Below are 25,782 nucleotides of genomic sequence, written 5' to 3'. Positions count from 1 at the left end.
CGACGTCCCGGTCAGGTCTGCTGAGTCGCCGAACCCGACCGGATGACGCCACGCAGGGTCCGCAGCGCCACCGACAGCGGTGCCAGGCCGGCATGATCGAGCTGCGACACGCTGTCGAGCGCCTGTCCGGCGCGTGCCACCGCGTTGGCATTGTCCGCGGTCCACAGATCAAGGCGCTTCGCAGCCGACTGGTCGGCCGCTGTTGCCGCGATCACGGCTGCCGTGAAGGAGTCCAGCACGGCATACAGGTCATCGCGAACGGCGCCTCGCGCCAACGAGTCCCACCGGTCCTCCCGCGGCAGTCGGGCGACCGCGTGCAGCATTCGGTCGATGCCCAGTCGCTCGGAGAGGGCGAAGTAGACGGCGGCCACCTCGGCGACCGGGGTGCCCGAGGTGATCGACTGCTCCGTGATGTCCAGCAGCGAGTAGCAGTCGAGCAGTGCGGCGGACTGGCCGGCCAGTCGCGCCGGCACCTCGAGCGCTCGCAGCTCCTTGGTGCGGCCCTTCAACCGCTCGAGCTCACTGCCCTTCAAGAAGGTGGGAATCTTCGGCGCCAGATCGCGCACGACCGGGGCGAACCGCTCGATCTCGGCCGTGATGTCCAGGTCCGCGGGCCGGCTGTGCAGCAGCCAACGCGTCACCCGGTCCAGGAGCCGCCGGAACTCGAGGTAGAGCACCGTCTGCGCGCTCGTGCTCACCACATTGTCGAGCTTCTCCACCGCGGCCACGTAGCCGGACATGTCGAAGACCTCCCGAGCCACGACGAACGCGCGGGTGATCTGCTCGGGCATCGCCCCGGTCTCCTCCTCCGCACGGAAGGCAAAGGTGATGCCACCACGGTTGACCAGCGAGTTGACGACCCCGTTGATGACGATCTCCCGCTTCAGCGGATGTGCGGTGAGGTCGTCGGCGTACTTGCTGCGAATCTGCTGGGGGAAGTAGCCCCGCAGTGCCCTGTCGAACCAGGGATCATCGGTGATCCGGGTGTGCGTGAGGTCATTCTTCAGCGCAAGCTTGGCGTAGGCAACCAGCACCGAGAACTCCGGCGATGTCAGCCCGGCACCAGCGGCGGCGCGACCCTCGATCTCGCGGTCGTCGGGCAGGAACTCGATCTCCCGGTCGAGCTCGTGACGCTTCTCCAGCCAGTGGATCAGCCGCTGGTGGACCGGCAGCATCACATGGTTCTGCGCGCGCGCATTGCCGAGGAGGACGTTCTGCTCGTAGTTGTCGCGCAGCACCTGCGTGGCAACTTCGTTGGTCATCGAGTGCAGCAGACGGTTGCGCTGCGCCAGGGTCAGTCGTCCCTGTCGCATCAGGTCCGTCACCAGGATCTTGATGTTCACCTCGTGGTCGGAGGTGTCCACGCCGGCCGAGTTGTCGATGGCGTCGGTGTTGACCCGCACCCCCGACTGTGCCGCCTCGATGCGACCCATCTGACTGACACCCAGGTTGCCGCCCTCGCCGATCACCTTGCACCGCAGCATGTTTCCGTCAACCCGGATCGCGTCGTTGGCACGATCCCCGATCTGCCGGTTCGTCTCCGATGCCGCCTTGATGTAGGTGCCGATCCCGCCGTTCCAGAACAGGTCGACTGGCGCCAGAAGGATGGCCTGCATCAGCTCGGCCGGGGTCATTGTCGTCACCCCGGAGTCGAGCCCCAGCGCCTTGCGGACCTGCGCATTGATCGGGATCGACTTCGCCGACCGCGGATAGATGCCGCCGCCCTTCGACAGCAGGGTGGTGTCGTAGTCCGCCCACGACGACCGGGGCAGGTCGAACAGCCGCTGACGCTCGGCATACGACGAGTCGGCCACCGGATCGGGGTCCAGGAAGATGTGCCGGTGGTCGAATGCCGCGACCAGCCGGGTGTGCTCCGACAACAGCATCCCGTTGCCGAACACGTCACCGCTCATGTCACCGATACCGACCGCGGTGAACTCCTCGCTCTGGGTGTCGACACCCATCTCGCGGAAGTGGCGTTTGACGGACTCCCACGCACCGCGCGCGGTGATGCCCATCTCCTTGTGGTCGTAGCCCGCCGAGCCACCGGAGGCGAAGGCGTCATCCAGCCAGTAGCCGTAGTCCTGTGCCACGCCGTTGGCAATGTCGGAGAAGCTGGCGGTGCCCTTGTCCGCCGCCACCACGAGGTACGTGTCGTCCGGGTCATGACGCACGACGTCGGATGGCGGGACGACGTCACCCGCGACCAGGTTGTCCGTCAGATCCAATAGTCCAGAGATGAACAGCTTGTACGATGCGATCCCTTCGGCAAGCCACGCATCGCGATCCGCTGCCGGGTCGGGCAGCGACTTCGCGACGAATCCGCCCTTGGAACCGGTCGGAACGATGACGGCGTTCTTGACCATCTGGGCCTTGACCAGGCCGAGGACCTCCGTGCGGAAGTCTTCCCGGCGATCGCTCCAACGCAGTCCGCCACGAGCCACCTTGCCGAACCGCAGGTGCACACCCTCAACGCGCGGCCCATAGACCCAGATCTCGAACATCGGCCGGGGGCTGGGCAGCCCCGGCACCGCTTTGCAGTCGAGCTTGAAGCTCACGACGGTGCTGAACTCGCCGTGCTCGTCTCGCTGGTAGGCGTTCGTGCGGAGAATGGCCTTGATGACCCCGCGGAATGCCCGGATGATCCGGTCATGGTCGAGGCTGACGACCTGCTCGAGCCCCTCGCCGATCCGGTCGATGATGCGCTGCTCGGCACGCTCGCGTCCAGTCTGCGACTTGTAGGCAGCCGGGTCGAACCGGGTCTCGAACAGCGCGACCAGGTCGCGGGCCAGGTCGGCATTGGTCACCAGCGCCTGCTCGATGTACGACTGGCTGAAGGTGAACCCGATCTGCCGCAGGTACTTCGAGATGGCGCGCAGCATCACGACCTGCCGCCAGGTCAGCCCGGCGCGAAGGATCAGCGCCCCCAGGCCATCGCTCTCGGCCTTGCCGTCCCAGATCGCCTGGAATGCGTCCTGGAAGAGGTCCCGAACTCCCGCAACCTTCGCAGCAGTGGAGCCCCAGAGCTCGGCCTGCGGCGCGCGCAGACCGAAGTCGTAGACGTAGACGGTCACGCCGTCGGCGCGGTCCATCTCGTAGGGCCGCTCATCGGTTACCTCGACCCCGAGGTCGGTGAATACCGGCAGCACATCGGTGAGGATCAACCGCTCCCGGCGGAAGAGCTTGAACCGGCGTTCACGATCAGCGCCACCGGAGTCGCGGTAGAGCGTGAGCATCGTGTGCTGCTCGTGCTCGAGCGCCTCGATCCGCCGCAGGTCGGCAACACCCTGACGTGGTGAGAAGTCCTCCTTGTAGGCCTCCGGGAAGGCCCGCGAGTACAGACTCGTCACTCGTGCAGCGGCATCCTCGCCGTCCTCCTCCTTGGCGAACTCGCCGAGCCGCTCTCCCCAGGTGCGAATGCTCTCCAGTAGCTCCCGCTGCAGCTGCTCGTCGCTGACCGTGGGCAGTGTCGCGCCTACGGGTACGCGCACCACGAAGTGGATCTGGGCGAGGGCAGAGTCGGCCACTCGCGTGGTGTAGTCGACTGACTCCGCGCCATACGCGCTCCGCAGGATGCCTTCGATCTTCGTCCGGACACTGGTGTTGTACCGGTCCCGCGGCAGGTAGACCATGACGGAGACAAACCGACCGAACTCGTCGTCGCGGCGGAACATGCGTGTCTGTCGACGCTCCTGCAGCCGCAGCACCTCCATCGAGATGTCGTAGAGCTGCTCGCTGCTGGTCTGGAAGAGCTCATCGCGTGGATAGATCTCCAGCACCTCGAGCAGGTCCTTGCCGGAGTGGCTCTCCGCAGTGAATCCGCTGCGTTCGAGCACCTTGGCGACCCGCTCGCGGACGACGGGCACCCGCCGAACAGAGTCGGTGTACGCGGTGTGGGTGAACAGTCCGAGGAACCGCAGCTCCCCCACGACGTTGCCGTCCTGGTCGAAGGTCCGGATCCCGATGTAGTCCAGGTAGGACGCCCGATGCACCGTCGAGCGTGAGTTGGCCTTCGTGATCGTCAGCAGTCGCGGCTCACGGGCGGTCGCCCGCGCTTCGGGCGTCAGTCGGCTGAAGGAGGACGAGGTGCGTTCGTCGTAACGCAGGATGCCCAGGCCCGATCCGCGCACCGGTCGCAGCACGTCCTCGCCGTCAACCGTGTCAAGGAGGTACTCGCGATAGCCGAGGAAGGTGAAGTGGCTGTCGGCCAGCCAGTCCAGGAATCCCGTTGTCCGGTCGATGATCTCGGAGGGGATACTCGTAGGCGGATCGGTTTTTAGGGTGACCCCGATCTCGGAGCACCGGGCGTTCATCTTCGCCCAATCGTCGACCGAGACACGGATGTCCCCCAGCACGTCCTGCAGGTCGGAGATGAGCCGCGCGTCAGCATCCTCGTCGACGCCGAGCTCGATCTCGTAGTGCATCCACGACTCCAGCGAGGGAGCCAGCTCATTGCCCTTGGCCGGCGGCAGCGTGTCGCTGTCAAAGACCTTCTGCATCCGCCCCTTGGCATCGCGCTGGACATAGACCTGGGGATGGATGACCAGCTTGACCTCACGGTCATGACGAGCCAGCTCGGCCACGACCGAGTCGACCAGGAACGGCATGTCGTCGGTGACGATCTGCAGCACGGCGTACGGACAGGACCACCCGTCCTGCTTCTCCGTGGGATGAATCAGGGCGATATTGGCCGTGCCCTGCGCGCGCTCCTTCGCAAGAGCCTGGTGGGAGCGCACGATGCCGGCGAGGGTCCGCGGACCCGACTGTCTGATGTCGTCATCGGAGAGATGGCGAAAATAGCGTTCCAACAACCACATCGAGGGGTTTTCGCCCCCTCGACCCGTCGTCGAACCGGTGCGAAGGATCGCCTTGCGGGACTGTGAAACCGCCGACATGAATCGTCTCAACCTCTGAAGCGTGGCCCGTGGCGAAACATCATTGTCCCGCCGATGCTGACTCTAACGCGATCGACGCATGAGACCAGCCCCGGGTGTGCGGCGAGTCGTCTGTGGGTAAGGCTGCCGCGCGCGTTTCCTCCGGCCGTAGGCTGGCCGGATGGACCCCGCCCCTCCGGCCTACGCTGCGGCCGCCGCCGTGGCCGGCCTGGTGCCACTGCTGCTCACCACCCACGTCGAGACCGCCGAGCCGGCCTGCGGGGATGTCGTTGCCGCAGCGATCGAGCGGTTCGGCGACCGCCTCCTGGACTGGCACGACACCCTGGTCGGGACCCGCTCACCGCACCACGACTCGACGCAGGTCGGCCCACCGATCGAGCACCTGCCGGAGCACGGGAGTCACGGCCTGGCGGACGCACTGTACGACGGCGACTTCCCGGGCAGCCCGATCTCGCTCGAGCTGGCGAGTCACGAGCTGCTCCATGTGAGTCGCAGGGTTCGCCAGATCGCCGAGTCGCCCGACCTGCGCGACGACTGCAGACCGGACGGCGTCCGCATTGCCGACCATCTCGAACGTCTGGCGCTCGCGTGCCAGACGCATGCCGACCTGCTGCGCGACGAGGCGCGACGTCTCGATCGAGTCCGGCGCGAGCGTGCCGATGACTCCCAGCACGTCCAGCTGGAGACCGGGCAGGTCCTCGGACGAGTTGTGCGGGCCGAGCACGCCCTCGGGCGTGTCGCACTCGATACGCTTCCGCAATGAGGATCGAAGAGACCTGGAGCTACGACGCGGACGCCCACCGCGTCTACGCGATGACCATCGATCCGAGGTTCCAGGAGTCAAAGTGCCGGCACGCCGCTGCCGTCAGCTATTCGGCGGGCGTCACCCACAAGGACGGGCACGACCTGGTCCTGATCCGGCGCAGCATGTCCACCGAGGGGTTCCCGCCCCAGCTTCGGTCGATGATCGGCAACACGATCAACATCGAGGAGCGCCAGCTGTGGCCGACCGAGGCGGATGCCGATGGCAGGCGCGAGGCCGAGGTCACGGTGGCCATCATGGGCGCTCCCGTGATGTTCACTGGAAGGCTGCAGATGACCCCCCAGGGCGAATCCACGTCGATGCGTGCCTCGGGAGATCTCCGGGCCCGTGTCCCTCTCTTCGGAGGCAAGATCGAGGAAGCCGCGGTCCCGGCGATCACTGGCGCGATCGAGATCGAGCGGTCGACGGGCCGCAGCTACCTCGAACAATGACCCCACGAAGTTCTCGGGCCCCCGCGAAGTATCGGAGCGAGCTGGCGAGCGCAGAACTTCGCGGGATGACTTACCCCATGTGCGGGTAGGTGTAGTCCGTCGCGGGGACGAACGTCTCCTTGATGGAGCGGGCGCTGGTCCAGCGCATGAGGTTCTGCGCCGATCCGGCCTTGTCGTTGGTGCCGGATGCCCGCGCCCCGCCGAAGGGCTGCTGCCCGACCACCGCGCCGGTCGGCTTGTCGTTCACATAGAAGTTCCCGGCCGCATACCGCAGGCGACGCGACGCGTCGGCGACAACCCGGCGATCCTGGGCGATGATCGACCCGGTCAGCGCATAGTCGGCGACCTGTTCCATCTGGTCGAGGACCTTGTCGTACTGACGATCCGGGTAGACGTGCACGGCGAGAATCGGACCGAAGTACTCGGTGGAGAAGACCTCGTTCTCCGGGTTGCTCACCTCGAGGATCGTGGGCCGCACGAAGTAGCCGACCGAGTCGTCATACGTCCCCCCGGCGACGACCTTGATGTCCTTGTGCGCGTGCGCCATGTCCAGGGCGGCCTTGTGCTTCTCGAATGCGCGCGCGTCGATGACCGCACCCATGAAGTTGGACAGGTCGGTGACGTCGCCCATGGTGATGCCCTCGGTGAGGCTCACCAGGTCCTTCTTGATCTTGCGCCACACACTGGCCGGCACGTAGGCGCGAGAGGCCGCCGAACACTTCTGGCCCTGGTACTCGAAGGCACCCCGGATGAGCGCCGTGCGCAGTACGTCCGGGTCGGCCGATGGGTGCGCGAGGATGAAGTCCTTGCCGCCGGTCTCCCCCACGAGACGCGGGTAGGTGCGGTACTTCGTCAGATTCGAGCCCACGGTCTGCCACAGGTGCTGGAAGGTAGCGGTCGAACCGGTGAAGTGGATACCGGCCAGGTCGGGGTCGTTCAGGGCGACCTTGGAGACATTGATCCCGTCACCGGTGACCAGGTTGATGACACCGGCGGGCATCCCGGCGGCCTCCAACAGCTCAATGGTGACCTGAGCGGCGCGCTGCTGCGTCGGCGACGGCTTCCAGACCACCGTGTTACCCATCAGGGCCGGTGCCGTCGGGAGGTTGCCGGCGATCGCCGTGAAGTTGAACGGGGTGATTGCATAGACGAAACCTTCGAGCGGACGGTGGTCCGTGCGGTTCCACACACCCTTCGAGTTCGTGACCGGCTGCTCGGCCATGACCTGCTTCGCGAAATGCACATTGAACCGCCAGAAGTCGATCAGCTCGCACGCGCTGTCGATCTCCGCCTGGTAGGCCGTCTTGCTCTGCCCCAGCATCGTGGCCGCGTTCAGTCGTGCGCGCCACGGGCCGGACAGCAGGTCGGCGGCCTTCAGCAGGACCGCTGCGCGGTCGTCGAAGGAGAGCTCCCGCCAGCCCGGAGCGGCAGCCTTCGCGGCGTCCACGGCAGCCTGCGCATCACCGAGGGTCGCGTTCTTCATCGTGCCGAGCGCCTTGCGGTGCGCGTGCGGCTGCCGCACGACGATAGACCGCCCACTGCCCATGACTCGCTTGCCGCCGATCGTGTGCGGCAGCTCCACCTGCTCCGCACCGATCTCGGCGAGCGCGACCTCCAGGGTGGCCCGTTCGGGACTGCCTGGTGCGTAGTCGAACTGTGCTTCGTTGACGGGTGCGGGTGCCTGGGTGACGGCGTCCATGCGCAGTGGCTCCTTACGAATACGAGGGAACAAATACATCTTGGCCCCCCTATCGTGGCACGACGCCCGATCTCGCACCGCCCGCCGCCGATGGACGCGTCGGTGCGAGGCCGCCCTCGGTGCGCTAGGCGACCGGGTCCTATGCGGCAGCAGCGCCATTGGTGTTGCCACCGGGTCCGGAGTCAGTCAGCGATCTGACAAACGTCCTCGAGCTCGGTGATGTCGTACCACGACAGCTCGAAGTCCGCATCCGGGTCACGATCACCGGTCGGATCAAGCACATGCAGGCTGGCGAACCGCCGCAACGGCACGTCGCCGTCGATCGCAACCCGAGCCCGATCGTCGTCGTCCGCAAGCGTCGTCACGTGCGCGTCGTCGAGGTCGGCGGCACCGACCACCCGCCAACCGCTGGCGGCGGCGAACGACGCCGCTTCCTGCAGCACGGCATACTCGAGGCTTTCCTCATCCTCGGACGACGGCTCGGTCGAACGGAGCGCATCTGTGACGGAATAGGCTCGAATCATCTTGGCTGACAATGATTTCGACTCAGCGAGATCCTTCAGAGAGGCTGCGCTCAGTGGGACATAGATCCGGGTGATCCTGCTCATCGAGATATCTCCTTGTCGGCCAGCAGCTCCTCCAGGGCATCCATCAGGCACTGCCCCAGGATGTCGACATCCGGCATGGCGTCACGGTCGGCGTTCAGCCCGAAGTAGACCTTCCCGTCGTATGACGTGAGCCCCACCGTGAGCGCCTGACCCCCGGCGAGCGGGATGACCGGGTACGACGCAACCAAGGCCGCCTCCCCGGCGTACATCCGCCGTTGCGGCCCGGGCACGTTGGTCACCACGAGATTGAACATCCTGCGTGACATGGCGCCGCCGAGGCGTGCGCCGAGCGAGTGCAGCGTCGGTGGTGCGAAACCCGCCAATGAGCTCAGCGCGCTCGCGCTGAGCGCTGACCCTCCCTCGATCTGCTGGTGCAGCCCGTAGGCAACCTGATGCACCCGCATCATCGGGGACGGTTCTCCCACGGGCAGGTCGATGAAGCACGCGGCCACCTGCTCACCCGGCCGAGTGTCCAGGTCAGGGTCATGCACACCGAGCGGCACCATTGCCCGGACGACCTCGCCCGTGGTCAGGCCCTGGCCCCGCGAGAGCAGCCAGGCGCGCAGGGCTCCAGTGATCGTGGCGAGCATGACGTCATGGACCGTGACCTCCTCGGTGCCGCGCCCCTTCGACATGCGAGCACGCACCTCCTGATAGTCGGCCAGGCCGGTCTCCACCATGACGAACCGCCGATGCGCGCCGATCGACGCGTTGAGCGGGCTCGTCGGCGCGGGGCGCGCCGCCGTGCGAGCGAGGGCGCCGAGTGCGCGCCGTGCGGTGGAGATCAGGGTCTTGGCGGCGTGCTGCACGTCGGTTGCGGACCCGCTTGCAACCGTGCCCGCACTGTCGAGGATGTGGCCGGGGCTACGGACCAGATCCAGCACGCCCGAGACCAACAGCTCCACGTCGCTGGGTTCCTTGCTGGCGTGCCAGGTGTCCGGGAATGGTCCTGGGCTGCCGACCTCCGGATCGACGATGACCTGGCCGATGTCGACCGCATGCACGCCGTCGACCAGCGCCTCATGCGTCTTGGTCACGATGGCGAAGCGGTCGTCCTCCAGCCCTTCCACCAGATAGAGCTCCCACAGCGGGCGGTTCCGGTCCAGGGCTCGCGCCTGGACACGGGCAACAAACTCTTCCAGCTGAGCCGTCGAACCCGGTCTGGGCAGGGCCGAGCGACGCACGTGGTAGGTGAGGTCGAAGTCCTCGTCGTCAACCCAGACCGGTGCGAGCAGGCCGCCGGGCAGCGCTCTGACCCGCTGGCGATATCGCGGGACGAACGCGATGCGGTTGCTGACGAGGTCGATCAGGCGCTCGTAGTCGAACCCGCCTGCCGGTGGGTCGAACACCATGACGGATCCGACATGCATGGGTGTCGTCGAGTCCTCGAGGTAGAGGAACGACGCATCGAGCGAACTCAGTCTGTCGGGCACGTCGCCATGTAACCAGAAGGAGACCCGCTCACGGGGAACCACCCACCATTCGTCGCCAGGTCCGTCGACCACGACGCGACGGGAAGTCGACACCGCCCAGGTCGGCGCCCAGCTTCGCCAGGGCCTCGCGAATGGGCGAGTTCGGCGCGCTCTCCGCAAGCAGGCGCCCGGACAACAGGGCCCGATCCAGCGCATCCCGGTCGTCGGGAATGATGGTGACGTCGTCGACGCCGGCAAATCGCTCCAGTGCCTCGGCCACCTTGTGCTCCGGTGTGGCACCGACGGCACTCGCGCGCACCTTGGTGACCACAACGCGCGGTGTCGCCTCGATGCGAGGGCGTAGCTCCTCCAGGCCGCGTACCAGTCGCTGCAGCCCGATCGGGTCCGCACTGCCGACCGCGAGCACGGTCGATGCGGCACGCAACGCGGCCAGAGTGATGGCGTTTCGGCGGGGCGCGAGCGTGTCGTAGCTCAGCTCCTCGTCGTCCTCCAACGGCGCGGACACGTCGATGACGGTAACCTGCGCCAGACGCCGCGACTGGACGAGCACCTCCTCGAAGGCTGCCTCACGCAGCTCTGGCCAGCGATCGGCGCGTGGCAGACCCGTCAGCACCCGCATCCCGGGGACGACCTCGGGTGCCGCGGAGGCCAGCGTATGCAGGTCCAGGTGGCCCGCATCGGCCAGCCGGGTTGCGGCGGCGATGCCCGGGGCCTCGTCCAGCAGTGCGACGTACTGCGCCACCGATGCCCCGTAGGTGTCGGCGTCGATGAGCAGCGACCGCACGCCGCTCAGCGCCAGTTCCACTGCCAGGTTGACGGCCACCGTGGTCCGGCCCGGCGCGCCGACCGGACCCCAAACGGTGACGATCCGCCCCTCGGGCTCGGCCGGCTCGTCGTCGAGGGCCGCGGGCAGCCGGGACGCCCCAGCCGCCTCGTCCGCGTCGGCCCGTTCCTCGGGCGTTGCTCCCGCGGCCTCACTTTGCACCGCCTGACGCAGGTCGTCGGCGGATGCGCTGTCGGGCAGGCAAGCCGCGACTCCCCACTGCAGGAGCACGCGCTGCGCCCGCTCGTCACCGGGCGCATAGAGGCCGACGATCGCGGCCCCAGCGGCACGAATCCGGGCAATGGCGGACCGGTCCAGACCCGGCAGATCCGCGGACAGCACCACTGCGTCGGCACGCCCGGCCTCCACCACCGACAGCACGTCGGCAAGATCCGGACAGCGCCGCGCCAGCCGCACGCCGGCCGCCTGTCCCAACGCCCTCGCGATCTGGGCGTCGGCGAGCGCCACCACCCCCGTCACGACGATGACGCTCATCGGTGCGACCCCTGCAGCGGCGAGCCGGGCGCCGGCACCAGGTTGACCTTGGCGCCACCGTTGACGGCGGCGAGCACGAGCGCCACCTTGCCGTCCGGCACCAGCACGTGCACCGAGACGTCACCGGTCGATACGGACAGGCCCGAACGGTCCGCGTCGGGCACCCGAGCGACGGTCGTCCGCTCGATCAGCCGTTCTGGCTTCTCGAAGTCCGCCACGCCGGTCGTGCCCTGCTGCTTGCGAGACACCCACACGTCGACGATGGAGCCGACCACCAGGTCGGAGGACTGCGAGATGTCGACCGGCAGCGCCACCGACTTGTGATCGAGCTGGTTGGCGACGCCTACGGCCGATCGGGGCACGAGCTCGCCCGGTTGCACCGGGCGAAGCACCACGCCATGGGGCAGCGCCGACGCGCCGGAAAGGTATCGACCGTTGCTGCCCGGAATGCGCACCTTGACGACCTTCACGTCGCCCTTGCCGATGTGCTGCCCGGGCACGAGGGCATGCGTGGCCGCCAGTCGCTCGACCGATGAGTCGAAGTGCCGCAGCGTCGCCGCTCCGGCGAGCATGGCCACCAGGACCAGCAGCACGCCGATCACCAGTCGACCGTCTCGCCAGGACGGGCGTTGCAGTCGCATGGCCGCCGGCCGCGGCAGCTCGCGGTCATCCGTGCGCAGGCGTGGCTCCGCCATGCCGACCCCTCCTCGAGATCCCCAAACATCTGAAGGCCTACATACTGGCCGACCCGGTGGGGGTCTCGCAGGTGTCCACAGATAATTGTTCGGGAAACCGGGCGGGTCGTCCACAGGGTCACCCGGTCGGCCGGGTGGAGTGCGTGACAATGGGTGTGACAACCTGCGAGAGGAGCAGCCACCGTGGCGGCACGATTTGTCCAGATCACCGACGTCGCCGAGACCTTGAACATCTCGGCGCGCCAGGCCTACGGTCTGGTGACCTCGGGCGAGCTGCCGGCCATCAAGGTCGGCAAGTCGTGGCGCATCGAGGCCGCCGAGCTGGAGAACTACATCCAGCGTGCATACGCCCAGACCCGGGCGCGCGTCGAGGAAGGCTCCTTCGAGCACGACGAGGCCGATGCCTGAACCGGGGAGCCTCAGGCCCGCCGGGTCGCCGCGATGGCGGCGAACGGCACGATTCGCCGCCCCGTGACCGCCGAGCCTCGTCGCACCGCATCGGCGGGATGCTCGGCCAACTCCAGATGATCCGCCCCGACCCGGTCGATGGTGCCCGTTGCGAGGCCACCGGCGATGTCATGGACCACGACGGGGGCGCGGTCGCGACTGATTGCACGCAAGGCGCTGCCCAGACCGAATCGACGCCCGAGGCCACAGTCGTCGTCGCTTCGCACCGCCAGGCCCACGACGGAGGTCACGGCGGCGGTGGGCACCAGCGCACCGCGCCGCCCCGGTTCGTCGAGCAGCAACCAGTCCTTGCCCAGGTCTTCGAGGCGACCGCGCACCGGCCCGCCCGGCGTCGTGACCGCCAGGTCGAGGCCCACGGACACGGCGGCACGGTCGAGCCAGTGGACTGCGGACCGTTCGATCCGCGTCCGTTCGGCGACCTGCGCGTCCAGCTCCTGCCGTTCCGCGGCAACCAGCTGGGCCTCGAGATCCATGAACAGCTCCTGCCAGCGCATGTCCCCTCCTCCTCGTCGCGGCGGACCAACGCAGACTAGCGCACCATAATCGGGCACCCAGATGCATCAATCAGTATTAAGCGTAGACATGCGACATCAAATAACAGTATCGTCAATCGTAGAGAGGCAGCATCGACAGCACGTTGGACCCGTCGGAGGTCGTCATGACGTCAGCGTTCACCACCACCGCTCACCGCCGGCGGGCCGGCGCGCTCGGCGTCGCGCTCGCGACGGCCCTGAGCTGCGCCGCCGCCGCCGCCGGCCGGCAAGCGGTCCAGACTTGGCAGGTCGTGGCAGAACGGCCGGCTGTGACGCCACCGGATGCCGTTCCGATCGTGGCGTGGGCGGGCCTTGCCGCGGCTGTTCTGTGGGCTACCGCACTGGTCGTGCTGGCCGTGGTCCGACTGCTCCGCCGCCGGCAGACAGCGTCGAGGATGCACGACCGCCCACAGTCCGGACCCGCACCGGCAGTGGCCCGGGTCGCCGCGCTGCTGCTCTTGCTGACCGGTGCCGTGTGTGGCCAGTCCGGCGCATTGGCAGCGCCCGTATCGGTGGCACTTGTGCAACCCGATCGGAGTGCAGGCAGTGGGGACCGCACGACCTTGGACGGCACGGCGCCGAACCCGTCCTTCAGGGCGACCCCTGACGCTGACTGCGCCGACGACGACGGCGTGCCGACTCCGGGATGGACGCCGCCCCGGCCGAAACCAGTCGCGCAGTGCGCCGTCGACAGCACTCCGCTGGTCACCGGATCCACGCACGACGTCGACCGGGCCGTGGTGGTTCATCGTGGCGACAGCCTGTGGTCTCTGGTCGCCAGACACCTTGGCGCCGATGCAGATCCCGCAATGATCGCGCAGGTGTGGCCGTCCTGGTATGCCGCCAATCGAGCTGTCATCGGGGCAGATCCAAACCGGCTGCTGCCCGGTGAGGTGCTGCAGGTCCCGGACACCCAAGGAAGTGCGCGATGAGTCTGGACACCGCAGCAGATCCCATCGGCGATGTTCTGCCCGCCACTCCCCTGCTACGTCTGCGCCCGGCGCCCCGCACCGAGCCACCATGCCTCGATGTGCCCACGATCGAGCGGATGTATGCGGAGGCTCAGCTGACCGCGCACCACGCCAGGCACTACGTCCAGCCGTCGATTCCCTTGGACGGCCCTGGGACCGGTGCCGAGCTCGACTTCGGACAACAACCAACCGCACGCCACGACCTACCCGACCCCAGCACCTGGGTGCACCGCCTGATGCCCGCTCTTCTGGAGTGCATGTCCGGACTTCGCCCGTCGTCTCAGGTGGTGCGGTGGGTGTCCCAGTCCACCTATCAGCGAATCGCCCGCCGAGGCGCGGTCGCTCGGCGACGGGGCGTGCGCGGCATACAGCGTCCGCAGGTATTGAAGGTGCACGTGTGCGAGCCGTCGGACGGCGTGGTCGAAGCATCGGTCGTCGTCCACCACGACAACCGCGTCCGCGCGATCGCGCTCCGCCTCGAGGGGCTCGACGGCCGCTGGGTCATGACCGCCTTCACCGTCGGCTGAGGGCGCGGGTCAACGCTATCCGGCGTGGCAGAGGTCGATGCCCTCGACGTGGTGGGCTCGCGCCCACTGGTAGGTTTCGCCCTTGCTGGGGAACCACCAGGTCACATGTCGGTAGGCAGGGCGCCCACCGCACGTCGTCAGGTCGTAGGCACGAACCGTCACGGGCGTGTCGACCCCGGCCGCCACCGGCTCGCCCGCCCCGACGTACGCACTGATCCCGTGACCGCCGGCGGTCGTCCCGCCCCAGGTGTCCCACCTGACCTCGGTGACCAGACCGGTCGCATCACCGCCGTTGTCCATCAGGGCCGGTCGCGCCTGACCGAAGCCACGGGTATTCGAATACACCCCACCGAAGCCCGCCAGTCCCAGCGTCGGCAGCGGATGCATCAGGTGCGACCAGGTGATCGGACCGATCACCCCATCCACACTCAGGTGTTGGTCGCGCTGGAAAGCCTTGACCGCCGCCAGCATCTTCGGGCCGAACGACCCGTCGACGGCGACGATGTACCCATCACGGCGAAGATCCCCCTGCGCGCTGCGGACACTGCTGCCGACCATCCCGTATCTCAGGACGGGATGATTGGCGGTGTGGGCCGCCGACCCGGACACGTGTTGCCGGACGGTGGCCGCGTGCGAGGGTGCAACTACCGCCGCCGATAGCCCCACCGCACCAATCGCCGCAACCAAGGCCGAGGTGAGTGTCTTCCGACCAAAACGGTTCATCAGGTGTCCCCGTTGTCTGTGCAAGGCCGCACTGGAGTGTCGGCCATCGATGCTCGACCACCTGTTGGTGATCGACCAGACCGCGTTTCGTGCTCCCCGCACGCACGATCTAATGCATAGACGTCAGAAACGCGCATCCGGTTGTCTCACCTGGCTACCTGGTCCGGGAATCTCTTCAACGACTTAGCGGGTGGCCCGTTCTACCCGACTCAACCCGAGGGCGCGGCGACGGACTGGGCACAGGGTGGCGGCCCGTGAGGGAGCACACCGGGCACATCTTCGCCAAGCTCGGGCTGTCGACCACAGACAGCGGTCATCGTCGAGTGCTGGCGGTCCTGGCCTACCTGCGGACCTGATGGCGCACGAGAGCGGCTAGCTGCGCTTGGCCCCGCTGGAGGCCTTCGACTTCTTGCCCGATGCCTTCTTGCCGCCGGACTTCTTGGTGCTGCCGCTGGAGGCGGCCTTCTTGCTCTCCCGCTGCTGGGCACGACGCTGGTCTCGCGGCAACGACGGGTCACCATCGATGATCCGCCCGAAGTCATCCACCTCGTGCTCCTCGGCGCGCCCGTCCTCACCGGGCGCCAGGTAGGTCATCTTCTCTCTGGGCGCGGGCAGCGACGACTCCACCTCCTCGACGTCCACCTCGACGTGGAAGAGGTACTGAACCGACTCCTCCTTGATCGCGTCGTTCATCGCCGCGAACATGCCGAAGCCTTCCTTCTGGTACTCCACCAGCGGGTCGCGCTGCGCAAACTGACGAAGGTGGATGCCCTCCTTGAGATAGTCCATCTCGTAGAGGTGCTCGCGCCACTTGCGGTCCAGCACCGACATCACTACGCGCCGCTCGACCTCACGGGTCACCCGCTCGCCGAGCTGCGCCTCCCGCGCGTCGTAGGCGTGCTGCGCGTCCGAGCGCAGCTCGACGCCGAGCAGGTCGACGGTGACACCGCCACGGCCACCGACCTCGTCCTCGAGCTCCTGCTGCGTCAGCGACACGGGGTAGAGCTCACCGAGTGCCTCCCACAGCGTGTCCAGGTCCCAGTCGTCGGAGAAACCTTCGGCGGTTGCGCCGTCGACGTAGGCGTCGACCACGTCGTTGATGAAGCCACGCACCTGGCGCTTCAGGTCGCCCTCGCCTTCGAGCACCTTGCGACGCTCCGCGTAGATCACTTCACGCTGCCGGTTGAGGACATCGTCATACTTCAGGACGTTCTTGCGGATCTCGAAGTTCTGGCTCTCGACCTGCGACTGCGCGCTCTGGATCGAGCGGCTGACCATCTTGGACTCGATCGGCACGTCGTCGTCCGACCCGGCCGTCATGAAGCGGTCGACCAGCTTGGCATTGAAGAGCCGCATGAGCTCGTCCTGCAGTGACAGGTAGAACCGGCTCTCGCCGGGGTCACCCTGCCGGCCGGCACGACCACGCAGCTGGTTGTCGATGCGCCGCGACTCGTGGCGCTCGGTGCCAAGGACATAGAGGCCACCGACCTCCATGACCTCCTCGTGCGCCTTCTCGACCGATTTCTCGGCCCGCGCGAGCGCCTCGTCCCAGGCGGCCTCGTACTCTTCCGGCGTCTCCTCCGGGTCCAGGCCCTTGCGCTTCAGCGATGCCACCGCGATGAACTCGGGGTTGCCGCCGAGCATGATGTCGGTGCCTCGACCTGCCATGTTGGTCGCCACGGTCACCGCGCCCTTGCGTCCGGCCTGCGCGACGATCGTCGCCTCACGTTCGTGCTGCTTGGCGTTCAGCACCTCGTGCGGCACGCCCTTACGGCGCAGTTGCTCGGAGAGGTATTCGCTCTTGGTGACGCTGGTGGTGCCGACGAGCACCGGCTGGCCCTCCTTGTGCCGGTCGACGATGTCCTCGACGACGGCGCGGAACTTGGCCTCCTCGGTGCGGTAGATCAGGTCCGACCGGTCAGCCCGGATCATCGGCTTGTTCGTCGGAATGCTCACCACACCCAGCTTGTAGATCTGGTGCAGCTCGGCGGCCTCCGTCTGGGCGGTACCGGTCATGCCGGACAGCCGGTCGTACATCCGGAAGTAGTTCTGCAGGGTGACCGTGGCGAGAGTCTGGTTCTCGTTCTTGATCTCGACGCTCTCCTTCGCCTCGATCGCCTGGTGCATGCCCTCGTTGTACCGGCGACCGGCGAGCATGCGCCCGGTGTGCTCGTCGACGATCAGGATCTCGCCGTTCATGACGACGTAGTCCTTGTCGTTCTTGAACAGCTCCTTGGCCTTGATGGCGTTGTTGAGGTAGCCGATCAGCGGCGTGTTCTCCGCCTCGTAGAGGTTCTCGATCCCGAGCAGGTCCTCGACCTTCTCGATGCCCCGCTCGGAGATGCCGACGGTCTTCTTCTTCTCGTCGACCTCGTAGTCATTGCTGATCTCGGTGCTGTCCTTCGCCTTCTCACCACGCTCGAGGTGCTCCACGATCTTGGCGAACTCGACATACCAGTGCGTTGCCGCGTCGGCGGGCCCGCTGATGATCAGCGGGGTCCGTGCCTCGTCGATCAGGATGGAGTCCACCTCGTCCACGATCGCGAAGTTGTGCCCGCGCTGCACGAGCTCCTCGACCGACCAGGCCATGTTGTCGCGCAGATAGTCGAAGCCGAACTCGTTGTTGGTGCCGTAGGTGATGTCCTTGAGGTACTCGGCTCGACGCTGCTCGGGCGTCATGTCCGACAGGATCACCCCCGTCTCCAGCCCGAGCGCGCGGTGCACCCGGCCCATCAGCTCCGACTGGTACTGCGCCAGGTAGTCGTTCACCGTGATGACGTGCACGCCCTTACCGGACAAGGCGTTGAGGTATGACGGGAGGGTCGCGACGAGCGTCTTGCCCTCACCGGTCTTCATCTCCGCCACGTTGCCCAGATGCAGTGCCGCGCCACCCATCAGCTGCACGTCGAAGTGCCGCTTGCCCAGCGTGCGCTTGCTGGCCTCACGCACCGCCGCGAACGCCTCCGGCAGCAGGTCGTCGAGCGTCTCCCCGTCCTGCAGCCGCTTCTTGAAGGCCGGCGTCTCGGCACGCAGCTCCTCATCGGTGAGCGCCTCGTAGTCCTCCTCGAGCACATTCACCTGGGCCGCGAGAGCCTGCAACTTCTTCAGGGTGCGGCCTTCACCGGCACGCAGCACCTTCTCGACAACCTTGGGCACGAACACTCCCTATATATGTGGACAGACTCACCCAGCCTAACGGCCGAACCCTGCCACATCATCCCCGGACCTGCGCCAATGATCCGCTCACCGCCTCTGTGGCGCCGTCAATACGGGGGATGCGATCCAAAAATCGGCACTCGCGGGAAAATCGGAGGAACCGTGCAGACACATCTGCTTGTCTTGCTCCATGCCGCGCTTCCCCGACGACGTGCCGACCCTCACCCATGGCGAGGTGACCCTCCGCGCCCACCGCGAGTCGGACCTGCGCCGGATCGTGGAGTTCGCAAACGATCCGCGATCGACCCGGTGGGTGCCGCTCCCCCGGCCGTATGCCGAGCAGCAGGCGCGGGAGTTTCTGGACTCGGTGCGCACCAGTTGGCAGGACGATGCCGGCGGCCGTCAGTGGGCCATCGAGGTGGATGGACAGTTCGCGGGTTCGATCGGGCTTCACCATCTCACCGCGACCACGGCCGAGCTGGGATATGGCGCCCACCCCGCGATCCGCGGCAAGGGTGTGATGAGTCGCGCCGCACGCCTGGTGATCGAGCACGGATTCGACGTTCTCGGCCTACGCACCCTCGCCTGGCGCGCGGCGGCCGGCAACTTCGCCTCCCGCCGAGTCGCCTGGGCGAACGGCTTCCAGGTCGACGGCACCTGGCCGGCGATGCATCCAACCGGAGCGGGCGCGCCGGACGACCTGTGGTTCGGTCACCTGCACCACGACCAGCCACGGGAGCCGGCGCACCGCTGGTTCGTCCCACCGATGCTCGAAGGAGCCGGGATCCGGCTGCGTCCGTGGCGTCCGGACGACACCCCACCGGTCGGTCCGGACGCAGCGGCACAGCGATTCGCGGAAGGCATGTGGCCCGAGCCACAGGAGTACACCGAGTGGCATCGATGCAGGCTGGAGCGGATGGCCGGCGGCGAAGGGATCTTCTGGTGCATCGCCGGCGCAGAGACCGATCGTCCGCTGGGTCACGTGCAGGTCGTTCGCCTGCAGGTCGACTTCACGCGCGGCAGCGGGCTGCTCGGGTACTGGATCGCTCCCGCCGCGCGCGGCAAGGGCCTGGTCCAGCACACTCTGGACGCACTGATCCCCTACGCTTTCTCCGCCCGGGACAAGGGCGGCCTCGGGCTGCACCGCCTGCAGGCCGGCACGGACGCCGAGAACCCCGCCTCACAGCGCACGCTGCGACGCGCCGGGTTCCGCCTCTCCGCGACCGAGCGCGAGGTGCTCGCCCATGACGACGGTCCGCCTACCGGTGCCCTCTCCTTCGAGCTGCTGGCGTCCGACGACCGCTTCGCGACGCGCGTGGTCCCCCGCCCGGTGCCGACGCTACATACCGACCGGCTCACCCTGCGCCCCTGGCGGCAGAGCGACCGGCCACGCCCCGATCAGCGGCTGGACGTCGCCAGCGCGTTGTACCTGCCGGCAGGTGCCCAGCCGATCGCCGAGACGTTCGACGACTGGCTGGCCCGCAGACAGTCCCTGCGCGACTCGGGCACAGTGCTCGACTGGTGCATCGCCGACCGGGCCACCGACGCGGCCCTGGGAAGCATCGGCATCTTCGGCATCGGTGAGGGCACACCGACCAACGCCGAGATCGGCTACTGGCTGCACGTCGACGCGCGAGGCCGCGGCTACGTCACCGAGGCGCTGGCGGCCACCGTCACGCACGCCTTCCTGCCGACCGCGGACGGCGGAATGGGCCTGACCCGGTTGCACGCAGGCACGGATCTGTCGAACATCGCGTCCCAGCAACTGCTCGAGCGGGCCGGATTCGCGCGCTGGGGCACGGATCGACAGGCGTACTCGCGGGCCGACGGCACCTACTCGGACGGCGCGTACTACGAGCTGCTGGCGAGCGACCTCACCGACTGAACCAGACCTCACAGGGCAGCTACTCGCGTCTCGCGGCGTCTCGGGGGTCAGGCTGCGGCGCAGGACACCGCATCCAGGTCGAGCCAGTCCGCCAAGGCCGCCAGCTGCCGGTCCAGGGCCGGTCGCGCCGCGGCCGGCGCACCATCCTCCCAGTGCGTGGACTGCACCCGCAGCACCCGCGCCTGCCGGTCGGCCTTCAGATCGACCCGCCCCACCAGGGCGTCGCCGTAGAGGAACGGCAGCACGTAGTAGCCGTGCACGCGCTGCTCCCGCGGCACGTAGATCTCCAGCCGGTAGTGGAAGTCCCAGAGGGCGGCCGTGCGGTCCCGCTGCCAGATCAGCGAGTCGAACGGGCTGAGCAGCGCCTCGGCGTGGACGCCGCGCGGCCGGCGTGCGTCGACGTGCAGGTAGGCCGTGCGCCGCCACCCGTCGATCGTCACCGGCCGCAGCTCTCCGGTGTCGACGAGCGTCTGCAGGGCCGGCCGCGCCTGTGTCGGACTGAGCCGAAAGTAGTCCCGCAGACACTGCTCGGTGCCGACGCCGTGCGCGCGGGCGGCGATGCGCATGAGCTCGATGAAGGCCTCGGCAGGAGGCGGGCGCCGACCGGGGTCCACCAGGTGACGCATCGGTTTGGGCAGGACCCGGGCAACCGCGTCGTAGCGTCGCTCGAACTGGGAGGTCCGGCCCGCGCTGCTGATCTCGCCGGCCCAGAAGAGGTGCTCCAGGGCGCTCTTGACCAGGCTCCAGTTCCACCCCCAGTCGTCCTTGCTGCGCGGCACGTCGTGCTCAAGGCGTCGTTCGACCTCGCGGGAGGTCAGCGGTCCGCGCCGCTGCACCTCGGCGCGCACCGCGGCCACCAGGTCGGGGTGGTCCCGGGCGACGCGCTGCATTCCGCCCCACGAGTCCTGCACGGCGCGCTGCATCCGGAAGTCGAGCAGCGGCCAGGTGGTGGGCGACACCAGGCTGGCCTCGTGCGCCCAGTACTCCACCAGCCGGCGTGGCGCACGGTCTCGCGCCCGGTCCAGCAACGCCGGGTCGTAGGGGCCGAGCCGGGAGAAGAACGGCAGGTACTGGCTGCGCGTCAGGACATTGACGCTGTCGATCTGGATCACCGCGACCCGGTCGACAACGCGCTGCAGCTGCCGCGACGTCGCGGCATACGGCTCGGGACGAGGGTCGGCAAACCCTTGTGCTGCCAAGGCGATCCGTCGGGCTGCGGGCCGGCTCAGACGTTCGGTCCCCGCGGTCACTCCGACCCGTCCCGGGGATCGTCGATGAGCCCTCCGCGCATCGCATACACCGCGGCCTCCATCCGGCTGGGCAGCGCCAGCTTCTCCAGGATGTTGCGCACGTGGTTCTTCACGGTGTTCTCCGAGATGAACAGCTCCTCGGCGATCCGCCGGTTGGACCAGCCCCGGGCCACCTGGACCAGGACCTCACGCTCGCGGGCGGTCAGCCGCGGTGGCGGTGGGCTGGGCCGAATATCCGGCTCGGAGCGAACCAGCTGGGAGAACTCGGCCAGGAGGGTGGAGGCGAGCGCCGGTGACAGCAGGGCGTGACCGGAGGCAACTGAGCGGATCGCACTGGGCAGCTGCTCCGGGCCGACATCCTTCAGCAGGTAGCCGGTCGCGCCCGCGCGAATCGCCGCCACCAGGTCGGCGTCGTCGTCCGAGGCGGTCAGCATCAGGATCTGCGCGCTCGGGGCGGCATCCTTGATCCGGGCGCAGGCGTCGGTGCCGGAGCCGTCCGGCAGGCAGATGTCGAGGACGACGACATCGGGTGCGACGAGCTCCGCGGCGGCAATCGCCTCGGCGCAGCCGCCGGCCTGGGCGACAACCTCGATGTCGTCCTCGAGTGCGAGCACCGTCTCGACGCCGCGCCGATAGATCGCGTAGTCATCGACCAGCAGCACGCGGATCGGTGCCGGCACGCCAGCACGCGGGGCCGACTGCTGGTCGGCCCCGCGCTCCGGAGGTGGTGCGTCAGTCACGGAAGATGCTGCTCATCGTGCTGTCGTCACCTTCTGCTGTTCGGTGGTACCGGATCCCGGCTCCTTCTCGGAGTCCTGGATGTCGAGCTGGATCACGCCGTAGGACCAGCCTCGGCGACGGTACACGACGCTCGGGCGACCGGTCTCGTGATCCTGGTACAGGTAGAAGTCGTGCCCGACCAGCTCCATCTCGTTCAGGGCCTGGTCGACTCCCATCGGAGGGCTGGCGTGCACCTTCTCGCGCAGCTCGATCGGGCAGTCCTCGTCGCCGCCGACGGCCTCGATGTGAGCAGGCAGCCGACCCGCGTCGTCGCTCGCCGCACCGTTGAGCGGGGGTTCGAGCCGGGCCGTTGCGTCATGCACGGACAGGGGCTGCCGCCGTCCGCGGTGGACCCGCCGCTTGTCGTGCTGCCGTCGCAGTCGCTCCGCGAGCCGGGTGGACACCAGGTCAAGGGCGCCATAGACGTCGTCGGCACTTGCCTCGGCACGAATCACCGAGCGCTTGGCGTGACAGGTGATCTCTATTCGTTCCGCTTCCTTTGCCTGCCTCGGGTTCGCCTCGTGCGTGACGACGACATCGCACCGGGTAACGCGCGGATCCAGCTGTGGGACCTTGGCGAGCTTCTCCTCGATGTGGCGGCGAAAGCGCTCGGGTACCGGGACGTGACGTCCGGTAACGGTGATCTCCATGAGTAACCTCCTTGGGGTCTTACGCGTTGAGTGCGGGCTCGCGGGGCCCTGTCGCGGCGAAGATCACCCCCTTCAGGAGGGCTTCATCGGCACGCACCGGTCGCTGCAGCGAAGGCAGCGGGTGCTCCATAACCTGACGGTAGACCACGAACCGCAGCGAGTAAATGGACGGACCTCAGATGGCCGATCCGGGTCCGCCCGGTGGACCGCGCATTGCGCTGGATGCCGCAGTTCCCCCGGCTCAGGACCCCGGCGGATGACGTCGGCGTGTTGCCGCGATGGTCGTCGCCACCACGTATTGCGCGCCCGCTTCCTGCAGCGCACGGCAGGCCTCCACCAGAGTCGCTCCGGTCGTGACGATGTCGTCGACCACGATGCAGACGGCGCCGTCGACCCGCCGCGCAGCCGTGCGCCGAGTCGTCATCGATCCCCGCAGGTTGTCGGCTCGCGCGCCCGCCCCGAGGGTGGCCTGGTCCTGCACCCGGCGCCGCACTCGTAAGGGCGCCACCTGCACCAGCAGGCGTTGCCGTCGCAGCGCGACCCCGACCAGGTCGGCGACCGGGTCTCGCCCGCGCTGCCGTTTGGCTCGGGCGGAGGCCGGGACCGACACGACCATGAGACGCCCTTCCACGGCGGCCGTTGCCACCCGGCTGTCGTCGGACAGCACCTGCGCCAACCCGGCCCGCACCAGCTGCGCCAGCCTCCGGGCGAGGTCCGGTCGGTCGCCGTCCTTGTACGCCTTCAGCAGCGCGGCCGTGACGCCCTCGTAGGCGCTCTGAGACCAGGTCGGCGGAAACCCGACCGGGACGGGTCGTGGCTCGGTGCGCCGCGCCTGCGTCCGGAGGACTGCCACAACCTCGGCCTCGCAGCGCCCACACAACATGACTCCGGCCAGGCCGCACCCGGCACAGCTGCGGGGCAGCGCCAGCTCGATCACGGCATCCAGACCCGCCCAGCACCGCACAACCACAGTGGATCACTCGGGGTGGTCCTCGCACCGGCCCTCGCGCGCCGCTGTGGACGCCGCCGAGCAGGCCGACCGGCTGTGGATGTCTAGGCGCCGGGGACGACGATGGCCGACCCGGTGCCGAAGACCTGCCAGCGCTGTCCCGACCGCTCGAGCACGGTCTGCTTGTTGGTCATGATGTAGACATTGCTGAGTCCCGCGCCCTGCCCGACGATGAACTGCGCACCCGGTGCCAGCCCGAGTGGGGTCGACACCCCACCGAGCGGCACCGTGATCGGCTGCAGAACCGGGCTGGTGGGGTCAATTCCCAGCACCGCGACCGTGGCCGGGTCCAGCCAGGTGACATCGGTCATCCCCGTGATGGGAAGGCCCTCCTGCTGCGGAGTGCTGAGGGCGACCGGGACTCCCTTCGCGTTGCGTACGATGGCAGACAGCAGCAGCCGGGTGGACCCCGTCGGGGTCTGCACGACCATGGCCATCCGTTCACCCTCGGCAGACGCCTTCATCGCCACCACCTGCGACGAACCGAGCCAGGGAGTCGACACCACCTGCGGCTGCGCCCGGGCGGCAGGCAACGCCGTATCGATCACCCAGACCGCGCCCCCGTTCTGGCTGGGTGCCGGCCCGGTCTCGGACAACGGCCGGCCCGCGACCCAGAGCTCCCCGAACGGAGTAAAGGTCGGCTGGGTCAGGCCGGTGCCGAAGGACTGGACGCTCAGCTTCCCGTTGATCCACCGGCCAAGCGACTTGCGGTCCCCGGAGATGGCGGCAAGCTGGCGGCCCACGGGTCCAGCCGCCAGCATGTACCAGTTGTGATTGAGCGTGGGCAGCGATGCACGAGCCTCGGGCAGCGGCTTGATCGGCCCAGGGGAACCCACGGTGTTCAGCGGGTTGCCCCAGCTGAGGGTGTCGCCGTTGCGGATGAGGATCGGGCCATTTGTCGGTGTATGGCTCTGGTAACCGAGTGCGCTGATGTCGGTGATGTCCTCCGAGCTGGTGCCCACCGCGAGTGGGCTGCCCCCCACCGTGAGCTCAACGTTGCGGACCTGCGGGAGCTGATCGAGCGTCTGGATCATCGCCGCCCAGACGGCGCGGCGGGTCGTCGAGTCCGCCTGCAGCGCCTGTTGTGACAGGTCGACCTGGGCGAGCCCGTTGTTGTCGACCGGGACCGCATCGACCTCGAGCCGGGTGCCCGGCGGCATGGACCGGTACGCCATACCCGTCATCCACGACGGGACGCCGCCCAGCACGGCGCGGGCCAGGGCGGTCGCCTCGCCTCCCCTCGTGAGGTACCAGCGGGTGTCCGGCACCAGCGCGTGCGTCGAGGTGTCCGCGAAGTACACCTGCCGGCTCACGAACAGCCGGTTGAAGTCGGACAGGCTCATCCAGGACCCGAAGTCGCGCGGAAGCCTGGCGATGCGCCACTGCCCCTTGACCTTCGCCAGATGGAACCCCGACTGGATCTTCTCGTGGGTCCGCAGCTGGGTCAGGTGACCGTTGCTGTCCAGCGTTGCCAGGGCCCGGCCGGTGACCTGAACCGGACCGTCGTAGGTCTCGACGATGTTGTAGTCCTGCTCCCCTGTCGTGACGGTGGTGCTGCGCCCAGTGGGGTTCCACGTATTGCTGGCGGCACTCGTCAGGTAGAGGCGAGCGACTCGATAGTCCTCGTCCGGGCTGGCATTGGCCTTGAGAAAGTCGCCGACGAGCTCCCGGGGGCCCTCGCCCGGTTGCGGCGGGTTCGGGAAGACGTTGGGCGGACTCTCCACCGGGGAGCTGCTGATCGCCTGCTCCGCCTTGACCCCACTTCTGGTCGGCAGCCCGGCGCAGCCCGCGAGCACGGCGACGACCAGCAGCGCGAGCAGCATCCGCACCAGCCGGCCCAGACCGGATCGGAGCGAGCCGACGAGCGGAGAATGGGGTCCCCGCAAAGTATCGGCCGAGGCACGAGGTCGAACTTTGTGGGGTGTTCT

Annotated in this window: 20 protein-coding genes; 6 read left to right on the top strand and 14 right to left on the bottom strand. The window is 68.0% G+C overall.

Annotated elements, in window-relative coordinates; all coding sequences use genetic code 11:
* Positions 1 to 11: 11 nt before the first annotated feature.
* Positions 12 to 4,895: an NAD-glutamate dehydrogenase gene (locus FGL98_RS15325; RefSeq protein WP_146317976.1), complete on the bottom strand. Its 4,884-nt coding sequence runs from the start codon at positions 4,893 to 4,895 to the stop codon at positions 12 to 14.
* A 160-nt stretch (positions 4,896 to 5,055) separates the two neighbouring features.
* Here FGL98_RS15325 and FGL98_RS15320 point away from each other — a divergent pair, with 160 nt between their 5' ends.
* Positions 5,056 to 5,658, top strand: coding sequence for a hypothetical protein (locus tag FGL98_RS15320; RefSeq protein WP_146317974.1), 603 nt, complete (start codon positions 5,056 to 5,058; stop codon positions 5,656 to 5,658).
* On the top strand, positions 5,655 to 6,149 hold the full coding sequence (locus tag FGL98_RS15315) for a DUF2505 domain-containing protein (RefSeq protein WP_146317972.1): 495 nt from the start codon (positions 5,655 to 5,657) through the stop codon (positions 6,147 to 6,149). Before FGL98_RS15320 ends, FGL98_RS15315 begins: the two co-directional genes overlap by 4 nt.
* A 70-nt stretch (positions 6,150 to 6,219) precedes the next feature.
* Here the strand turns inward: FGL98_RS15315 and pruA are convergent, their stop codons facing one another.
* The 5 genes from pruA to FGL98_RS15290 form a co-directional block, all read right to left on the bottom strand.
* Positions 6,220 to 7,848 carry an L-glutamate gamma-semialdehyde dehydrogenase gene (gene pruA, locus FGL98_RS15310; protein ID WP_146317970.1) on the bottom strand — a complete coding sequence of 543 codons (1,629 nt, stop codon included), beginning with the start codon at positions 7,846 to 7,848 and terminating at the stop codon, positions 6,220 to 6,222.
* 182 nt (positions 7,849 to 8,030) lie between these two features.
* On the bottom strand, positions 8,031 to 8,456 hold the full coding sequence (locus FGL98_RS15305) for a DUF6912 family protein (RefSeq protein ID WP_146317969.1): 426 nt from the start codon (positions 8,454 to 8,456) through the stop codon (positions 8,031 to 8,033).
* Complete coding sequence (locus tag FGL98_RS15300) at positions 8,453 to 9,889, bottom strand: WS/DGAT/MGAT family O-acyltransferase (RefSeq protein ID WP_146317967.1); 1,437 nt, start codon at positions 9,887 to 9,889, stop codon at positions 8,453 to 8,455. Before FGL98_RS15300 ends, FGL98_RS15305 begins: the two co-directional genes overlap by 4 nt.
* Positions 9,890 to 9,917: 28 nt before the next feature.
* Positions 9,918 to 11,207: a CpaE/TadZ family protein gene (locus FGL98_RS15295; protein WP_146317965.1), complete on the bottom strand. Its 1,290-nt coding sequence runs from the start codon at positions 11,205 to 11,207 to the stop codon at positions 9,918 to 9,920.
* On the bottom strand, positions 11,204 to 11,902 hold the full coding sequence (locus FGL98_RS15290) for an SAF domain-containing protein (protein WP_146317964.1): 699 nt from the start codon (positions 11,900 to 11,902) through the stop codon (positions 11,204 to 11,206). The genes FGL98_RS15295 and FGL98_RS15290 overlap by 4 nt, the downstream gene beginning before the upstream one ends.
* A 183-nt stretch (positions 11,903 to 12,085) precedes the next feature.
* Between FGL98_RS15290 and FGL98_RS15285 the strand changes: the two genes are divergently transcribed.
* Positions 12,086 to 12,310 carry a helix-turn-helix domain-containing protein gene (locus FGL98_RS15285; protein WP_146317962.1) on the top strand — a complete coding sequence of 75 codons (225 nt, stop codon included), beginning with the start codon at positions 12,086 to 12,088 and terminating at the stop codon, positions 12,308 to 12,310.
* An 11-nt stretch (positions 12,311 to 12,321) separates the two neighbouring features.
* Here FGL98_RS15285 and FGL98_RS15280 read toward each other — a convergent pair whose 3' ends face one another.
* On the bottom strand, positions 12,322 to 12,864 hold the full coding sequence (locus FGL98_RS15280; protein ID WP_146317960.1) for a hypothetical protein: 543 nt from the start codon (positions 12,862 to 12,864) through the stop codon (positions 12,322 to 12,324).
* A 164-nt stretch (positions 12,865 to 13,028) separates the two neighbouring features.
* Here FGL98_RS15280 and FGL98_RS15275 point away from each other — a divergent pair, with 164 nt between their 5' ends.
* Entirely contained in the window at positions 13,029 to 13,835 is an 807-nt protein-coding gene (locus tag FGL98_RS15275) for a LysM peptidoglycan-binding domain-containing protein (protein WP_146317958.1), read from the top strand.
* On the top strand, positions 13,832 to 14,401 hold the full coding sequence (locus tag FGL98_RS15270; RefSeq protein WP_146317956.1) for an Rv3235 family protein: 570 nt from the start codon (positions 13,832 to 13,834) through the stop codon (positions 14,399 to 14,401). Before FGL98_RS15275 ends, FGL98_RS15270 begins: the two co-directional genes overlap by 4 nt.
* Before the next feature lie 15 nt (positions 14,402 to 14,416).
* Here the strand turns inward: FGL98_RS15270 and FGL98_RS15265 are convergent, their stop codons facing one another.
* Positions 14,417 to 15,124 carry a peptidoglycan-binding domain-containing protein gene (locus tag FGL98_RS15265; protein WP_146317954.1) on the bottom strand — a complete coding sequence of 236 codons (708 nt, stop codon included), beginning with the start codon at positions 15,122 to 15,124 and terminating at the stop codon, positions 14,417 to 14,419.
* A gap of 372 nt (positions 15,125 to 15,496) precedes the next feature.
* On the bottom strand, positions 15,497 to 18,280 hold the full coding sequence (secA, locus tag FGL98_RS15255; RefSeq protein ID WP_146317951.1) for a preprotein translocase subunit SecA: 2,784 nt from the start codon (positions 18,278 to 18,280) through the stop codon (positions 15,497 to 15,499).
* A 190-nt stretch (positions 18,281 to 18,470) separates the two neighbouring features.
* On the opposite strand from secA, the gene FGL98_RS15250 reads away from it, so the two are divergent.
* Complete coding sequence (locus FGL98_RS15250; protein WP_146317949.1) at positions 18,471 to 20,165, top strand: GNAT family N-acetyltransferase; 1,695 nt, start codon at positions 18,471 to 18,473, stop codon at positions 20,163 to 20,165.
* 47 nt (positions 20,166 to 20,212) lie between these two features.
* Here the strand turns inward: FGL98_RS15250 and FGL98_RS15245 are convergent, their stop codons facing one another.
* The 5 genes from FGL98_RS15245 to FGL98_RS15225 form a co-directional block, all read right to left on the bottom strand.
* Positions 20,213 to 21,364 (bottom strand): winged helix-turn-helix domain-containing protein, encoded by a 1,152-nt coding sequence (locus FGL98_RS15245; RefSeq protein WP_246136575.1) that lies wholly within the window; start codon positions 21,362 to 21,364, stop codon positions 20,213 to 20,215.
* A gap of 47 nt (positions 21,365 to 21,411) precedes the next feature.
* Positions 21,412 to 22,155, bottom strand: coding sequence for a response regulator (locus tag FGL98_RS15240; RefSeq protein ID WP_146317947.1), 744 nt, complete (start codon positions 22,153 to 22,155; stop codon positions 21,412 to 21,414).
* A 12-nt stretch (positions 22,156 to 22,167) separates the two neighbouring features.
* Positions 22,168 to 22,845, bottom strand: coding sequence for a ribosome hibernation-promoting factor, HPF/YfiA family (hpf, locus tag FGL98_RS15235; protein ID WP_146317945.1), 678 nt, complete (start codon positions 22,843 to 22,845; stop codon positions 22,168 to 22,170).
* 241 nt (positions 22,846 to 23,086) lie between these two features.
* Positions 23,087 to 23,809: a ComF family protein gene (locus tag FGL98_RS15230; protein WP_146317943.1), complete on the bottom strand. Its 723-nt coding sequence runs from the start codon at positions 23,807 to 23,809 to the stop codon at positions 23,087 to 23,089.
* Positions 23,810 to 23,898: 89 nt separating this feature from the next.
* Positions 23,899 to 25,677 (bottom strand): LpqB family beta-propeller domain-containing protein, encoded by a 1,779-nt coding sequence (locus FGL98_RS15225; protein ID WP_186526191.1) that lies wholly within the window; start codon positions 25,675 to 25,677, stop codon positions 23,899 to 23,901.
* Positions 25,678 to 25,782: the final 105 nt, after the last annotated feature.

The sequence above is a fragment of the Leekyejoonella antrihumi genome, from assembly GCF_007845645.1.
GTDB lineage: Bacteria > Actinomycetota > Actinomycetes > Actinomycetales > Dermatophilaceae > Leekyejoonella > Leekyejoonella antrihumi.
Note: the sequence above shows the minus strand (reverse complement) of the source record. Positions and strands in the feature narration are given on the sequence as shown.

What these genes read in the sequence shown, in the direction of transcription:
- FGL98_RS15325 (WP_146317976.1), bottom strand. Translation starts at nt 4,895, where the DNA reads ATGTCGGCGGTTTCACAGTCCCGCAAGGCGATCCTTCGCACCGGTTCG.
- FGL98_RS15320 (WP_146317974.1), top strand. Translation starts at nt 5,056, where the DNA reads ATGGACCCCGCCCCTCCGGCCTACGCTGCGGCCGCCGCCGTGGCCGGC.
- FGL98_RS15315 (WP_146317972.1), top strand. Translation starts at nt 5,655, where the DNA reads ATGAGGATCGAAGAGACCTGGAGCTACGACGCGGACGCCCACCGCGTC.
- pruA (WP_146317970.1), bottom strand. Translation starts at nt 7,848, where the DNA reads ATGGACGCCGTCACCCAGGCACCCGCACCCGTCAACGAAGCACAGTTC.
- FGL98_RS15305 (WP_146317969.1), bottom strand. Translation starts at nt 8,456, where the DNA reads ATGAGCAGGATCACCCGGATCTATGTCCCACTGAGCGCAGCCTCTCTG.
- FGL98_RS15295 (WP_146317965.1), bottom strand. Translation starts at nt 11,207, where the DNA reads ATGAGCGTCATCGTCGTGACGGGGGTGGTGGCGCTCGCCGACGCCCAG.
- FGL98_RS15290 (WP_146317964.1), bottom strand. Translation starts at nt 11,902, where the DNA reads ATGGCGGAGCCACGCCTGCGCACGGATGACCGCGAGCTGCCGCGGCCG.
- FGL98_RS15280 (WP_146317960.1), bottom strand. Translation starts at nt 12,864, where the DNA reads ATGCGCTGGCAGGAGCTGTTCATGGATCTCGAGGCCCAGCTGGTTGCC.
- FGL98_RS15275 (WP_146317958.1), top strand. Translation starts at nt 13,029, where the DNA reads ATGACGTCAGCGTTCACCACCACCGCTCACCGCCGGCGGGCCGGCGCG.
- FGL98_RS15270 (WP_146317956.1), top strand. Translation starts at nt 13,832, where the DNA reads ATGAGTCTGGACACCGCAGCAGATCCCATCGGCGATGTTCTGCCCGCC.
- FGL98_RS15265 (WP_146317954.1), bottom strand. Translation starts at nt 15,124, where the DNA reads ATGAACCGTTTTGGTCGGAAGACACTCACCTCGGCCTTGGTTGCGGCG.
- FGL98_RS15250 (WP_146317949.1), top strand. Translation starts at nt 18,471, where the DNA reads ATGCCGCGCTTCCCCGACGACGTGCCGACCCTCACCCATGGCGAGGTG.
- hpf (WP_146317945.1), bottom strand. Translation starts at nt 22,845, where the DNA reads ATGGAGATCACCGTTACCGGACGTCACGTCCCGGTACCCGAGCGCTTT.
- FGL98_RS15225 (WP_186526191.1), bottom strand. Translation starts at nt 25,677, where the DNA reads ATGCTGCTCGCGCTGCTGGTCGTCGCCGTGCTCGCGGGCTGCGCCGGG.